15 protein-coding genes and 1 pseudogene are annotated in these 14401 nt (G+C 60.8%); 12 read left to right on the forward strand and 4 right to left on the reverse strand.

All coding sequences use genetic code 11. The features are described from left to right. Positions 1-273: 273 nt before the first annotated feature. Together ACK6BI_RS02915 and argB are read left to right on the forward strand one after the other, a co-directional pair. Positions 274-1677 (forward strand): annotated as a pseudogene (locus tag ACK6BI_RS02915) (phosphomannomutase/phosphoglucomutase); the annotation flags it as partial. Positions 1678-1694: 17 nt separating this feature from the next. Next, positions 1695-2600, forward strand: coding sequence for an acetylglutamate kinase (gene argB, locus ACK6BI_RS02920; protein ID WP_065258175.1), 906 nt, complete (start codon positions 1695-1697; stop codon positions 2598-2600). Between the two features lie 71 nt (positions 2601-2671). Here argB and pyrE read toward each other — a convergent pair whose 3' ends face one another. Beyond that, the gene (gene pyrE / locus ACK6BI_RS02925; protein WP_409315921.1) at positions 2672-3316 is read right to left on the reverse strand and encodes an orotate phosphoribosyltransferase; all 645 of its coding nucleotides are present in this window, start codon (positions 3314-3316) and stop codon (positions 2672-2674) included. A gap of 82 nt (positions 3317-3398) precedes the next feature. Between pyrE and ACK6BI_RS02930 the strand changes: the two genes are divergently transcribed. Next, positions 3399-4178, forward strand: coding sequence for an exodeoxyribonuclease III (locus tag ACK6BI_RS02930; RefSeq protein ID WP_007920349.1), 780 nt, complete (start codon positions 3399-3401; stop codon positions 4176-4178). A 62-nt stretch (positions 4179-4240) separates the two neighbouring features. Here ACK6BI_RS02930 and ACK6BI_RS02935 read toward each other — a convergent pair whose 3' ends face one another. Both ACK6BI_RS02935 and rph read right to left on the reverse strand, forming a co-directional pair. Then, positions 4241-4609 (reverse strand): DUF4870 domain-containing protein, encoded by a 369-nt coding sequence (locus ACK6BI_RS02935; protein WP_260521513.1) that lies wholly within the window; start codon positions 4607-4609, stop codon positions 4241-4243. 29 nt (positions 4610-4638) lie between these two features. Further along, positions 4639-5361 (reverse strand): ribonuclease PH, encoded by a 723-nt coding sequence (rph, locus tag ACK6BI_RS02940; protein ID WP_409315922.1) that lies wholly within the window; start codon positions 5359-5361, stop codon positions 4639-4641. Between the two features lie 268 nt (positions 5362-5629). Between rph and ACK6BI_RS02945 the strand changes: the two genes are divergently transcribed. The 6 genes from ACK6BI_RS02945 to ACK6BI_RS02970 all read left to right on the forward strand — a co-directional run bounded on the left by ACK6BI_RS02945 (position 5630) and on the right by ACK6BI_RS02970 (position 10948). Continuing rightward, a complete protein-coding gene (locus ACK6BI_RS02945) occupies positions 5630-6493 on the forward strand; it encodes a YicC/YloC family endoribonuclease (RefSeq protein WP_409315923.1) in 864 nt (287 codons plus the stop codon). Between the two features lie 13 nt (positions 6494-6506). Then, a complete protein-coding gene (gene gmk / locus ACK6BI_RS02950) occupies positions 6507-7127 on the forward strand; it encodes a guanylate kinase (protein ID WP_065258181.1) in 621 nt (206 codons plus the stop codon). Positions 7128-7295: 168 nt separating this feature from the next. After that, complete coding sequence (gene rpoZ, locus ACK6BI_RS02955) at positions 7296-7565, forward strand: DNA-directed RNA polymerase subunit omega (RefSeq protein ID WP_065258182.1); 270 nt, start codon at positions 7296-7298, stop codon at positions 7563-7565. A gap of 57 nt (positions 7566-7622) precedes the next feature. Then, entirely contained in the window at positions 7623-9728 is a 2106-nt protein-coding gene (spoT, locus tag ACK6BI_RS02960) for a bifunctional GTP diphosphokinase/guanosine-3',5'-bis pyrophosphate 3'-pyrophosphohydrolase (protein WP_409315924.1), read from the forward strand. A 24-nt stretch (positions 9729-9752) separates the two neighbouring features. Next, positions 9753-10133, forward strand: coding sequence for a RidA family protein (locus ACK6BI_RS02965; RefSeq protein ID WP_065258184.1), 381 nt, complete (start codon positions 9753-9755; stop codon positions 10131-10133). A 74-nt stretch (positions 10134-10207) separates the two neighbouring features. Further along, positions 10208-10948, forward strand: coding sequence for a hypothetical protein (locus tag ACK6BI_RS02970; RefSeq protein ID WP_260521515.1), 741 nt, complete (start codon positions 10208-10210; stop codon positions 10946-10948). A gap of 139 nt (positions 10949-11087) precedes the next feature. Here the strand turns inward: ACK6BI_RS02970 and ACK6BI_RS02975 are convergent, their stop codons facing one another. Beyond that, positions 11088-11945 carry an SDR family oxidoreductase gene (locus ACK6BI_RS02975; RefSeq protein WP_409315925.1) on the reverse strand — a complete coding sequence of 286 codons (858 nt, stop codon included), beginning with the start codon at positions 11943-11945 and terminating at the stop codon, positions 11088-11090. 188 nt (positions 11946-12133) lie between these two features. Here ACK6BI_RS02975 and exbB point away from each other — a divergent pair, with 188 nt between their 5' ends. The 3 genes from exbB to ACK6BI_RS02990 are packed head-to-tail and all read left to right on the forward strand — an operon-like array spanning position 12134 to position 14274. Continuing rightward, on the forward strand, positions 12134-13093 hold the full coding sequence (exbB, locus tag ACK6BI_RS02980; RefSeq protein WP_409315926.1) for a tonB-system energizer ExbB: 960 nt from the start codon (positions 12134-12136) through the stop codon (positions 13091-13093). Between the two features lie 6 nt (positions 13094-13099). Next, positions 13100-13528, forward strand: a complete 429-nt coding sequence (exbD, locus tag ACK6BI_RS02985; protein WP_065258188.1) for a TonB system transport protein ExbD — start codon at positions 13100-13102, stop codon at positions 13526-13528. Then, on the forward strand, positions 13525-14274 hold the full coding sequence (locus tag ACK6BI_RS02990; RefSeq protein WP_409315927.1) for an energy transducer TonB: 750 nt from the start codon (positions 13525-13527) through the stop codon (positions 14272-14274). Before exbD ends, ACK6BI_RS02990 begins: the two co-directional genes overlap by 4 nt. Positions 14275-14401: the final 127 nt, after the last annotated feature.

The following is a 14401-nucleotide window of genomic DNA, read 5'->3' on the forward strand; positions in this document are numbered from 1 at the left end:
TTGCTCCCGCTTGGGTGCGCAGCACCCATAAGATTTCGGGTCTACTTCGCGCCCCGCCGGGAGCAAGCGCCCTCGCCACAAATAGATTGCTCTTCGAAATTGGTTTTACCGCCGCAAATCAAGGCATTGGCAGGACAAAGCCACGCCGGACAAGGCGTCATGGCCCTTTCACACCACGAACTCTCTGTGAAAACCGCCGTCATACCCTTCAGTTTGAGCCAGCCGTCGAGATGATTCGTCGGTGTGTCCCGCCACTTTCGAGATGGAGCATTTCCGCAGATGAGCACCCCCGCCCAAGTCGCCCCGCAGCTTCCCGACAGCATCTTCCGCGCTTATGACATTCGCGGCACCGTGCCGGAATTCCTCAATGCCGAAACCGCCTACTGGATCGGCCGCGCCATCGGCTCCCAGAGCCTGGCCCAGGGAGAACCGAACGTATCCGTCGGTCGTGACGGTCGCCTGTCCGGCCCGGAACTGGTCGCAGAACTGATTCGCGGCATCGCCGAAAGCGGCTGCCATGTCAGCGACGTCGGCCTGGTGCCGACGCCTGCGCTGTACTACGCCGCCAACGTGCTGGCCGGCAAATCCGGCGTGATGCTCACAGGCAGCCACAACCCGTCGAATTACAACGGTTTCAAGATCGTGATCGCCGGCGACACCCTGGCCAACGAACAGATCCAGGTGCTGCATGAGCGCATCAAAAGCGGCGATCTGAGCAGCGGCACAGGCAGCGTGACCCAGGTCGAGGTCCTCGACCGCTACACCACCGAAATCGTCCAGGACATCAAACTGGCCCGACGCCTGAAAGTCGTGGTCGACTGCGGCAACGGCGCGGCCGGCGTAATCGCCCCGCAGCTGATCGAGGCGCTGAACTGCGAAGTCATCCCGTTGTTCTGCGAAGTCGACGGCAACTTCCCGAACCACCACCCGGACCCGGGCAAACCGGAAAACCTCGTCGACCTGATCGCCAGGGTCAAGGAAACCAAGGCCGACATCGGTCTGGCCTTCGACGGCGACGGCGACCGCGTCGGCGTGGTGACCAACACTGGCAGCATCGTGTTCCCGGATCGCCTGCTGATGCTGTTCGCCCGCGACGTGCTGGCCCGCAACCCGGGCGCGGAAATCATCTTCGACGTCAAATGCACTCGCCGACTGATCCCGCTGATCAAGGAATATGGCGGCCGGTCGCTAATGTGGAAGACCGGTCACTCGTTGATCAAAAAGAAAATGAAGCAGTCCGGCGCGTTGCTGGCCGGCGAAATGAGCGGACACATCTTCTTCAAGGAACGCTGGTTCGGTTTCGACGACGGCATTTACAGCGCCGCACGGCTGCTGGAAATCCTCAGCAAGGAAAAATCCGACGCGGAAACGCTGTTCGCGACCTTCCCGAACGATATTTCCACGCCGGAAATCAATATCCATGTGACCGAAGAGAGCAAATTCAGCATCATTGATGCACTGCACGATGCGCAGTGGGGTTCAGGCGCCGACCTGACCACCATTGACGGCGTGCGGGTCGATTACGCCAAAGGCTGGGGCCTGGTGCGCGCGTCCAACACCACACCGGTGCTGGTGCTGCGCTTCGAGGCCGATGACGAGGCTGAATTGCAGCGCATCAAGGCTGTGTTCCATGCCCAGTTGAAACGCGTTGCACCTGATCTCCAACTACCGTTCTGATTCACCCGGAGCCCTGAATGACCCTCGAACGCGAAGCCGCCGCCCAAACCGCCAAGGTCCTGTCCGAAGCGTTGCCTTACATCCGACGTTATGTCGGCAAGACCCTGGTGATCAAATACGGCGGCAACGCGATGGAAAGCGAGGAGCTGAAAACCGGCTTCGCCCGCGACATCGTCTTGATGAAAGCCGTGGGCATCAACCCGGTGGTGGTTCACGGCGGCGGCCCGCAGATCGGTGATCTGCTCAAGCGCCTGTCGATCGAAAGCCACTTCGTCGACGGCATGCGCGTCACCGACGCGGCGACGATGGACGTGGTGGAAATGGTCCTTGGCGGCCAGGTCAACAAAAGCATCGTCAACCTGATCAACCGTCACGGCGGCAGCGCCATCGGCCTGACCGGCAAAGACGCCGGACTGATCCGGGCGAAGAAGCTCACCGTCACCCGCCAGACCCCGGAGATGACCCAGCCGGAAATCATCGACATCGGTCAGGTGGGCGAAGTGGTCGGGATCAACACCGAACTGCTGAACCTGCTGGTCAAAGGCAACTTCATCCCGGTGATCGCGCCGATCGGCGTGGGTGAAAACGGCGAGTCGTACAACATCAACGCCGACCTGGTGGCCGGTAAAGTCGCCGAAGCGCTGAAAGCCGAGAAGCTGATGCTGCTAACCAACATCGCCGGCCTGATGGACAAGTCGGGCAAGGTTCTGACCGGCCTGAGCACCCAGCAGGTCGACGACCTGATCGCCGACGGCACCATCTACGGCGGCATGCTGCCGAAGATCCGCTGCGCACTGGAAGCGGTTCAGGGCGGCGTGGGCAGCTCGCTGATCATCGACGGCCGCGTGCCGAACGCTATCCTGCTGGAAATCTTCACCGACACCGGTGTGGGCACGCTGATCAGCAATCGCAAGCGTCCGTAAGCGATCGCGTAAATGGAAAGACCCCGCTCAGCCTGACTGAGCGGGGTCTTTTTTTTGCCTGGAAGAAGCGATCAGACGCCGAACTGGGCGCGATAGGCTTCAACGGCAGGCAGATGCTGCTTGAGCTGCGGATCGTCGGCCAGGAACTCCAGCACCTGGTTAAGCGACACGATGCTGATGACCGGGATGCCGAAATCACGCTCGACTTCCTGGATGGCCGACAGCTCGCCATTGCCGCGCTCCTGACGGTTCAGGGCGATCAGCACGCCAGCGGCCCTGGCGCCGTCCTGCGAGGCAATGATCTGCATCACCTCACGGATCGCGGTACCCGCGGTGATCACGTCGTCGATGATCAGCACGTCGCCGGTCAGCGGCGCACCGACCAGGCTGCCACCTTCGCCGTGAGCCTTGGCTTCCTTGCGGTTGAAGCACCATGGCAGGTCACGGTTGTGGTGCTCGGCCAATGCCACGGCAGTGGTGGCTGCCAGCGGAATGCCCTTGTAGGCCGGGCCGAACAGCACGTCGAAAGGAATCCCGCTGTCAGTGATGGCGGCGGCGTAGAAACGACCCAGTTGCGCCAACGCGGAACCCGAGTTGAACAGGCCGGCATTAAAGAAGTAAGGGCTGGTGCGCCCGGACTTCAGGGTAAACTCACCGAAGCGCAAAACGCCGCGATCGATGGCAAAACGAATGAAATCGCGCTGATACGCCTGCATGAAAAAAACCCCAAATACCACGGATTTAGCTAATTAGCTTGACGCCGTGTATCATACACGCACGCGATTTTTGGGGCCATTTATGCGGATCATCAGTGTGAACGTCAATGGTATTCAGGCTGCAGTCGAGCGCGGTTTGCTCAGTTGGCTGCAGGCACAGAATGCCGACGTCATCTGCCTGCAGGACACCCGTGCCTCCGCCTTTGAACTGGATGACCCAGCCTTCCAACTGGACGGCTACTTCCTTTATGCCTGCGATGCTGAAGTCCCTGCCCAAGGCGGCGTGGCTTTGTATTCGCGGTTGCAACCGAAGGCTGTCATCAGCGGTCTCGGTTTCGAGACGGCCGACCGCTACGGGCGCTACCTGCAAGCAGATTTCGACAAAGTCAGTATTGCTACCCTGCTGCTTCCTTCGGGGATGAACGGCGATGAAGACTTGAACCAGAAGTTCAAGCTCATGGACGATTTCGGCAAGTACCTGGACAAACAGCGGCGCAAACGTCGCGAGTACATTTATTGTGGCTCGCTGTACGTCGCGCAGCAGAAGCTCGACATCAAGAACTGGCGCGACAGCCAGCAATCCCCGGGTTTCCTGGCGCCAGAACGCGCCTGGATGGACGAGATTGTCGGCAACATGGGCTACGTCGACGCCCTGCGCGAAGTCAGCCGTGAAGGCGATCAGTACAGCTGGTGGCCGGACAACGAACAGGCCGAGATGCTGAATCTGGGCTGGCGCTTCGACTACCAGATCCTGACCCCGGGCCTGCGACGCTTCGTGCGCAGCGCACGCCTGCCGCGTCAACCTCGGTTTTCGCAGCATGCGCCGCTGATCGTCGACTACGACTGGACGCTGACCATCTGAGCGCCCTTTCGCAGACACAAAAAACCGACATCAGTGTCGGTTTTTTTGTACGCGATCGTTCGTTATTTGATCAACCGCCAAGTGAAAGGATAACGGTACGGGAAGCCCTCGTTAGCCTTCACTCCCGCAATGATCGTCAGGATCAGCGCCCCGATGGCCAACAGGCCAAACAGGAAGAAACCAATCACCAGCACCATCAGCAAGAAGCAGATCATCGAGGCAATCGCGACCGTAATCTGGAAATTCAGAGCCTCCTTGCCCTGGGCATCGATAAACGGGTCCGTCTCGCGCTTCATCTGCCACAGAATCAACGGCCCGATCAGCGTTCCGAATGGAACCCAGATCCCCAGCAAAGCGGACAAGTGACAAAACATCGCCCACTGGCGAACCTCGTGGCTCGGCTTGGGCAGCAACTCTTGTTCATCACTCATCGCATTCTCCTTGCGGATTACCAACCGGCTCAGTCGGCCAGTGCAGCCTTTTGCAGTTCGAAGATTTCGCTCATGCCTTTCTTGGCCAGCTCCAGCATCGCGTTCAGCTCTTCAGGCTGGAACGGCGCGCCTTCGGCGGTGCCCTGCACTTCGATGAAACCGCCAGTGCCGGTCATCACCACGTTGAGGTCAGTCTCGGCAGCGGAGTCTTCAAGATAGTCCAGATCCAGCACCGGCTCGCCCTGGTACATGCCCACGGAGACGGCGCCGATCATTTGCTTGAGCGGGTCGCCACCTTTCAGGCCACTGCGCTTCTTGATCACTTTCAGTGCATCGACCAGCGCAACCATGGCGCCGGTGATCGACGCAGTACGAGTCCCACCGTCAGCCTGGATCACGTCGCAGTCGACGTACAGGGTAACGTCCCCCAGCTTGGACATGTCCAGTGCCGCGCGCAGGGAACGGCCGATCAGGCGCTGGATTTCCAGGGTACGACCGCCCTGCTTGCCACGGCTCGCTTCACGCTGGTTACGTTCGCCGGTGGCGCGCGGCAGCATGCCGTATTCGGCGGTCAGCCAGCCCTGGCCCTGGCCTTTCAGGAAGCGCGGCACGCCGTTCTCGACGCTGACGGTGCAGATGACTTTGGTATCACCGAATTCGACCAGTACCGATCCCTCGGCGTGCTTGGTGTAGTTGCGGGTAATGCGGATCGAGCGGAGCTGATCGGCAGCGCGACCACTTGGACGTTTCATAGGAGATACCTGTACTGAGGACGGAAAACTGCGGAGCATTATAGAGCTGCGCACCGCGCCTGGGCACTGCCTAAAAATTCCAGCCGTCGATCGAAGGCCCTGAAACGCGCTTCGCCGGCGGCCTGCAGCCCTTTGTCACACCGTGTGTTTGGGCGCATCTGTCGCACTGCGCTACAATCCTGCGCCTTTGCTGCCAGTCGGCTTAAATTCACTGATATCGAGCTGCGAAGCTTCAATTCGCGCCGATCCGTATCGCGAGGTCACCGCCATGGTGCATAGCATGACCGCCTTCGCCCGCGTCGAAAAAGCCGGCGTTCAGGGCACCCTGAGCTGGGAACTGCGCTCGGTCAACAGCCGCTATCTGGAACCCCACCTGCGCCTGCCCGAGTCGTTTCGCGACCTCGAAGGCGCCGTTCGCGAAGCCCTGCGCCAGGGTTTGTCGCGCGGCAAACTGGAATGCACCCTGCGTTTCACCGAGGAAAGCACTGGCAAGCCGCTGCAAGTGGATCGCGAGCGTGCTGCACAACTGGTCGCCGCTGCCGAAACCGTCGCCGGTCTGATCAAGAACCCGGCGGCGCTGAACCCGCTGGAGGTATTGGCCTGGCCCGGCGTGCTGGTGGCCGATGCGAGCGACCCGCAAGCCCTCAACGCTGAAGCGTTGGAGCTGTTCAATCAAGGCTTGAAGGAACTCAAGACTGGCCGTGAGCGCGAAGGTGCGGAGCTGGCGCGCCTGATTAACGATCGCCTGACCTCCATTGACGAAGACGTGGCGACCCTGCGCGAACTGGTTCCGCAGATGCTCGCCACCCAGCGCCAGAAAGTCCTCGACCGCTTCGCCGACATGAAGGCCGAGATGGACCCGCAGCGCCTGGAACAGGAAATGGTCATGCTCGCGCAAAAGAGCGACGTGGCTGAAGAACTGGATCGCCTGAGCACCCACATCATCGAAGTTCGCCGGGTCCTCAAGTCCGGCGGTGCCGCCGGCCGGCGCCTGGACTTCCTGATGCAGGAGCTCAACCGCGAAGCCAACACACTGGGCTCCAAGGCCTTCGACCCGCGCAGCACCCAGGCGGCGGTCAACCTCAAGGTGTTGATCGAGCAGATGCGCGAACAAGTGCAGAATATTGAGTAAGGCTACCCCCGACATGACCCACAGCACCGGCACCCTGTACATCATTTCCGCCCCCTCGGGCGCGGGCAAAAGCAGTCTGGTCAAGGCCCTGACCGACGCCAACCCGGAAATCCGCGTTTCGATTTCCCACACCACCCGCGCCATGCGTCCGGGCGAAGTGGACGGCGTGAACTATCACTTCGTGACCCGCGAAGAATTCGTGAAAATGGGCGAGCACGGCGACTTCCTCGAGCGCGCCGAAGTCTTCGGCAACTTCTACGGCACCTCGCAAAGCCGCCTGCAGCAGACCCTGGACGAAGGTCATGACCTGATCCTGGAAATCGACTGGCAAGGCGCCGAACAAGTGCGCAAGCTGATGCCCCAGGCCCGTTCGATCTTCATTCTGCCGCCTTCGCTGCAGGCCTTGCACCAGCGCCTGACCAACCGTGGCCAGGACAGCGACGAGATCATCGCGGGCCGGATGCGTGAGGCCGTCAGCGAGATGAGCCACTACGTCGAGTACGACTATCTGATCATCAACGACGATTTCGCCCACGCCCTGGATGACCTGAAGGCGATTTTCCGCGCCAATCAGTTGCAACAAAAACGTCAGCAAGTGCGCTTCGGCAAATTGCTGGCTGAATTGCTGGGCTGAAACAGCCCTTCCCAAAACCGCTGCAACGGCTTTACATTGGCACTTGCAGCGCGTTGAAGGGTCTGGTCAAAAAATCAGCGCTTCCCTAATCGCTGGTGATTTTTTAAACTGTTGAGTCCGCTCGCCCAACCGGGCAGCGCGCATATTGCATTCGCTCCGAGGAATACCATGGCCCGCGTAACCGTTGAAGACTGCCTAGAACACGTGGATAACCGCTTTGAGCTGGTCATGCTCTCTACCAAGCGTGCCCGTCAACTGGCCACCGGCGGCAAAGAGCCGAAAGTGGCATGGGAAAACGACAAGCCTACCGTCGTCGCCCTGCGCGAAATCGCTGAAGGTATCGTGACTCCCGAATTCATCGCCGCCGAAGAAATTGTCACCGAAGACCCGGTCTTCGCTGCCTTTGCTCCAGAGGACGAGTCCAACGAGGCCGTTTAAGCCTATGCCTGGTCGACGTAGCAAGGCGCGGGATCACAGCTTGCGGCAGGAGTCATCATGCCGAGCATAGACGCCCTCGCCGATCGAATATCGACCTACCTCGGTCAGGACCAGGTCAATCTGGTCCGCCGGGCGTATTTCTACGCCGAACAAGCCCACGACGGCCAACGCCGCCGCAGCGGCGAGGCGTATGTCACGCATCCTCTTGCCGTGGCGAACATTCTTGCCGACATGCACATGGACCATCAGAGCCTGATGGCCGCGATGCTGCATGACGTGATCGAAGACACCGGTATCGCCAAGGAAGCGCTGCAAGCGCAGTTTGGCGAGACCGTGGCCGAACTGGTCGACGGGGTCAGCAAACTGACCCAGATGAACTTCGAGACCAAGGCCGAAGCCCAGGCCGAAAACTTCCAGAAAATGGCCATGGCCATGGCGCGCGACATTCGCGTGATCCTGGTCAAGCTCGCCGACCGTCTGCACAACATGCGCACCCTGGAAGTGCTGTCCGGCGAAAAACGCCGGCGCATCGCCAAGGAAACCCTGGAAATCTATGCCCCCATCGCCAACCGGCTGGGCATGCATTCAGTGCGCATCGAGTTCGAAGACCTCGGCTTCAAGGCCATGCACCCGATGCGTTCCGCGCGGATTTACCAAGCGGTCAAACGCGCCCGCGGCAACCGCAAGGAAATCGTCAACAAGATCGAAGAGTCCCTCGGCCACTGCCTCGCCGTCGACGGTATCCAGGGCGAAGTCAGCGGTCGCCAGAAACACCTCTACGGCATCTACAAGAAAATGCGCGGCAAGCGTCGGGCCTTCAACGAGATCATGGACGTCTACGCGTTCCGGATCATCGTCGACAAGGTCGACACCTGCTACCGCGTGCTGGGTGCCGTGCATAATTTGTACAAACCGTTGCCGGGACGCTTCAAGGATTACATCGCGATTCCCAAGGCCAACGGCTATCAGTCGCTGCACACCACGCTGTTCGGCATGCATGGCGTACCGATCGAGATCCAGATCCGTACCCGTGAAATGGAAGAAATGGCCAAAAACGGCATCGCCGCGCACTGGTTGTACAAGTCCAGCGGCGACGAACAGCCGAAAGGCACCCATGCCCGGGCCCGTCAGTGGGTCAAAGGCGTGCTGGAAATGCAGCAACGTGCTGGCAACTCACTGGAATTCATCGAAAGCGTGAAGATCGACCTGTTCCCGGACGAGGTCTACGTGTTTACGCCAAAAGGCCGGATCATGGAGCTGCCCAAAGGCTCCACGGCGGTCGACTTTGCCTACGCGGTGCATACCGACGTCGGCAACAGCTGCATTGCCTGCCGGATCAACCGTCGTCTGGCGCCGCTGTCCGAACCGCTGCAAAGCGGCTCCACGGTCGAGATCGTCAGCGCTCCCGGCGCGCGGCCAAACCCGGCGTGGCTCAACTTCGTGGTCACCGGCAAGGCGCGCACCCACATCCGCCATGCCCTGAAACTGCAACGCCGCTCCGAATCCATCAGCCTTGGCGAGCGCCTGCTGAACAAGGTGCTCAACGGATTCGACAGTGCGCTGGAGCAGATTCCGCCGGAACGTGTGAAAGCGATGCTGACCGAGTACCGCCTCGAGCTGATCGAGGACCTGCTCGAAGACATCGGCCTGGGCAACCGCATGGCCTACGTCGTGGCGCGTCGACTGCTGGGCGAGGGCGAACAATTGCCAAGTCCGGAAGGTCCGCTGGCGATTCGCGGTACCGAAGGCCTGGTACTCAGCTACGCCAAATGCTGCACGCCGATCCCGGGCGACCCGATTGTCGGCCACCTGTCGGCGGGCAAAGGCATGGTCGTGCACCTGGAAAACTGCCGCAACATCAGCGAAATCCGCCACAACCCGGAAAAATGCATCCAGCTTTCGTGGGCCAAGGATGTCACCGGCGAATTCAACGTCGAACTGCGCGTCGAGCTGGAGCACCAGCGCGGCCTGATCGCCCTGCTGGCCAGCAGTGTCAACGCGGCCGACGGCAATATCGAGAAAATCAGCATGGACGAACGCGATGGCCGCATCAGCGTCGTGCAGTTGGTGGTCAGCGTCCACGACCGCGTGCACCTGGCCCGCGTGATCAAGAAACTGCGCGCCCTGACCGGGGTCATCCGCATCACCCGCATGCGTGCATAACTCAAACAATACAAGGAGTCATACATGACCAAGACCGTTATCAGCAGCGACAAGGCCCCGGCCGCCATCGGCACTTATTCCCAGGCGATCAAGGCCGGCAACACCGTGTACATGTCGGGCCAGATCCCGCTGGACCCGAAAACCATGGAGCTGGTCGAAGGCTTCGAAGCCCAGACCGTACAGGTCTTCGAGAACCTGAAAGCCGTGGCCGAAGCCGCTGGCGGTTCGTTCAAGGACATCGTCAAGCTGAACATCTTCCTCACCGACCTGAGCCACTTCGCCAAGGTCAACGAGATCATGGGCAAATACTTCGAACAGCCATACCCGGCCCGCGCCGCCATCGGCGTTGCTGCCCTGCCGAAGGGTTCGCAAGTTGAAATGGATGCCATTCTGGTCATCGAGTGATGCGCACGGCGCGGCTTGCCGAGAGCCGCGCCAACTGCTCTGCGGTAAAGAAAAGGTTTTGAAAGGATTCCACCATGCGCAAAGCGCTTGCTCTCTCGCTGCTCGCCATTTTCCTCGGCGGTTGCGCCAGCAACCCGGCCGACCGTGACATCAGCGGCACCTGGATCAATCAGGTCGCCATCGATGCCGCCGCCAAGGGCGGCCCCCTGCGTGAAGCGCTTCAGGCCTACGGCCCGAATCTGGAATGGGACATCAACACCAGGGCCGGCCAGGCCCGCTACACCAACGGCTTCGAGAACGTCGAAGGACGGCTGCAGGGTGAACAGTCCGGCGCCTGGAAAGTCGACTTCTACGGCAGCTCCGCCAGCGAACTGAAACGCGACGGCGGCCAGTTGCACCAGGCTGCCAGCGAAAACGAACCACAACAGCTGTTCGACCGTGCACAGATCCCGGTACCCGAAGGCGCGCCGATCGGTGCCAGCTTCGAACGTGCGCTGTATTCGGCCTATCTGGGCGGTAACTGGACAATCGCCAGCGGCCAGGGCGAAGGCGCCACCGTGCAATTCCAGGCCGACGGGCAAGTCTCCGGCCTGCCCGGCGTGGACCGCTACGCCCTGTGCCTGGCGGGCGACTGCGCATCGATGAGCAGCGGCAACGACAGCATGTGGCTGCAGCAGAACGGCCAGGGCAACAACTGGATCTTCGTTCGCAAGGGCAAGGAGCTGGAAATCCTGCAGGCCGTGAACACGGCGCTGGCGGATGAACAACCTCAATTCAGCCCGGGTGAGCGCAAGTGGCTGCTCAAGAAGCAGTAACGCGATCCTGAAGCCAAAGAGATCCCATGTGGGAGCGAGCCTGCTCGCGAAAGCGGTCTCACAGTCGACTTCAATGTTGAATGTGATGACCTCTTCGCGAACAGGTTCGCTCCCACATTGACTTTGCGATACCTGAAAGTCAGCAGCGCCCCTCAAGAATCGCGGCGTAACCCTCGCGATAGCTCGGATACTTCGGCGCCCAGCCCAACGTTTTCGCCCGTGCATTGCTGCAACGTTTGCTGCCGGTTCTGCGCACGCTTTCATCTTCCGACCATTGCGTGACGCCCAGATACTCCCGCAGCCACGCCACCACTTCGGCCAGCGGTGCCGGCGCATCGTCCACGCCGATGTAGATATCATCGAGCGCCCTGCCCTTGCGATCCGATTCCAACAGAAACGCCATCAGGCCCGCCGCATCATCGGCGTGAATACGATTGCCATACAACGGCGGATCGACCGCCACGCGATAACCGCGACGCACCTGGGTCAGCAGCCATTCACGGCCCGGTCCATAGATGCCGGTCAGACGCACGATGCTCGCCGGAATGCCGCTGTTCAACGCGATGTGCTCCGCCTCCAGCATCAACCGACCGGAATAACCTGCCGCCACGGTTTCGGAGGATTCATCCACCCATTCCCCGTCTTTCTGCCCGTAGACACTGCTGCTGGAAACGAACAGCAGCCGGTCAGGCACTTGTCCGTAGTCGTTCAACCAGCCCAGCACATGCTGCAGACCCTGCACATAAGCTGCGCGATAACCGGCTTCATCGTGCTCGGTCGCCGCCGCGCAATACACCAGGTAATCCACGGCACCCACCGGCCAGGACTCAGGGCACTCTTCATTGAACAGATCACCGGCCACACCGATGACACCTGCCGGCAACCGAGAAACATCCCGGCGCAGGCCATACACCTGAAAGCCTGCGGTCAGCAATTGCGTGGCCAGACGGCTGCCAACATCGCCGCAACCGGCAATCAAAACAGAGGGGGCGGACATCAAGAAACTCCCGGAGTAAAGCGACAGACTAGCCCTGGCAAGGGACGAGCGGCTAGCAATGAAGGAAAAAAAGCGACTCTATTGCTTCTGTTAACAAGAATTACTTGCAATAATGCACGTCACTTTTGTTCTCGGCCTTACGAGGCCTGGAAGAGCATCACCGTTTTTCTATCTCAGGTCCGGCCAGCATGACACGCATTCAGAACCCCGCTTCGCCAACCAAACGACCTCGCGCCTGGAGCGTGGCCGCCCTGCTCCTCAGCCTGACGCTGGCGCCGGTCGCCGCTTTCGCTGACGCCCAGGCACCGGCCACACCAGCTGCCCACGAACAGACCGCCCCGGCAGCTTCCGCCGCAGCGCCAGCCGCGACCGACCCGGTTCAGGCCGTGGATACCGGCGCCGAAAACGCACCTGAAGTCCTCGAAGCCGACAACACCCTGGGCATGGCCCACGACCTGTCGCCGTGGGGCATGTACCAGAACGCCGACATCATCGTGAAGATGGTGATGATTGGCCTGGCCATCGCATCGATCATCACCTGGACCATCTGGATCGCCAAAGGCTTCGAGCTGATGGGCGCCAAGCGTCGTCTGCGTGGTGAAATCGCCGCCCTGAAGAAAGCCGCCACCCTCAAGGAAGCCAGCGCCACTGCAGCGAAGGAAGGCACCCTCGCCAATCTGCTGGTGCATGACGCCCTCGAAGAAATGCGCCTGTCGGCCAACTCCCGTGAGAAAGAAGGCATCAAGGAGCGCGTCAGCTTCCGCCTCGAGCGTCTGGTGGCCGCCTGTGGCCGCAACATGAGCAGCGGCACCGGCGTACTCGCCACCATCGGCTCCACCGCACCGTTCGTCGGTCTGTTCGGCACCGTGTGGGGCATCATGAACAGCTTTATCGGCATCGCCAAAACCCAGACCACCAACCTCGCCGTCGTGGCCCCGGGCATCGCCGAAGCGCTGCTGGCTACTGCACTGGGTCTGGTTGCCGCGATTCCTGCGGTGGTCATCTACAACGTATTCGCCCGCTCCATCGCCGGTTACAAGGCTCAGGTGTCCGACGCATCGGCACAAGTCCTGCTGCTGGTCAGCCGCGACCTCGACCACCAGCCCGAGCGCAGCATCTCGCAACCGCACATGGTGAAAGTGGGGTAATCGGCCATGGGCCTGCATTTGAAAGAAGGCGCAGACGACGATCTGGCCGAGAACCACGAAATCAACGTCACGCCGTTCATCGACGTGATGCTGGTGCTGTTGATCATCTTCATGGTCGCCGCTCCGCTGGCCACCGTGGACATCAAGGTCGACCTGCCTGCCTCGACCGCCAAGCCGGCACCGCGGCCGGAGAAACCGCTGTTCCTCAGCGTCAAGGCTGACCAGCGCCTGTACATCGGCGACGACGAAGTCACAGCCGAAACCCTCGGCGCCACGCTCGACGCCAGGACCAAAGGCAAGAAAGACACCACCATCTTCTTCCAGGCCGACAAGGGCGTGGACTACGGCGACCTGATGAGCGTGATGGACAAGCTGCGCAGCGCAGGTTACCTGAAGGTCGGTCTGGTCGGCCTCGAGAGTGCAACCAAGAAATGATCACGACGCGCCATAAGCTGACGCGTTACGGCGGTAGCCTGGCCGTGGTGCTGGGTGTGCATGCACTGGCCATTGCGCTGGCGCTGAACTGGACCGCCCGCCCGCCCATCGAACTGCCGCCCCAGGCAATGATGGTCGAGCTGGCACCGGTTCCGGCCCCGCCACCGCCTGCACCGCCGAAGGTCGTCACGCCACCGCAGCCACCGGCTCCGGTTGAAGAACTGCCGATCCCGAAACTGGCCGAAGCACCCAAGGCAGAAATTGCCGTGCCCAAGCCGAAACCAAAACCCAAGCCAAAGCCGCAACCGCCCAAGCCGATCGAGAAGAAGCCGGAGCCCGTGAAGGAAAAACCTTCCGAAGAAAAACCGGCAGAACCTCAACAGACTCAGGCACCGACGGAGAAATCCGCCCAGCCGGCACCGGGCCCGTCGCCCGCACAAGTGGCGGCCAAGGCCAGCTGGCAAAGCGCGCTGCTCGCACACCTGCAGAAATACAAGGAATACCCGGACAATGCCAGGTCACGTAACAAGACCGGAACCAACCGTCTGCGTTTCGTCGTCGACGGTGAGGGCAACGTACTGTCATTCGAACTGGTAGACAGCTCCGGCAACGCCGATCTGGATCGGGCCACCCTGAAAATGATCCGTCGTGCCCAGCCGCTGCCCAAGCCACCGGCCGACATGATGAAGAACGGCCCCATCGAACTTACTGCACCGTTTCTTTACACGATCGAAAAGCGCCGCTGAGTTGACTCAAGCCCGCAGGCGCCGCAGCCCACTGACAAAGGCACCGAAAGGTGCCTTTGTCATATCTGCAAACGGCAAAACGACATTGCCCGGTGTCGCATCTGTCACTCAGTCTGATAACGTGCGT

It is taken from the genome of Pseudomonas sp. KCJK9016 (genome assembly GCF_046231795.1).
In the GTDB taxonomy this organism is placed as follows: Bacteria; Pseudomonadota; Gammaproteobacteria; order Pseudomonadales; family Pseudomonadaceae; genus Aquipseudomonas; species Aquipseudomonas bananamidigenes.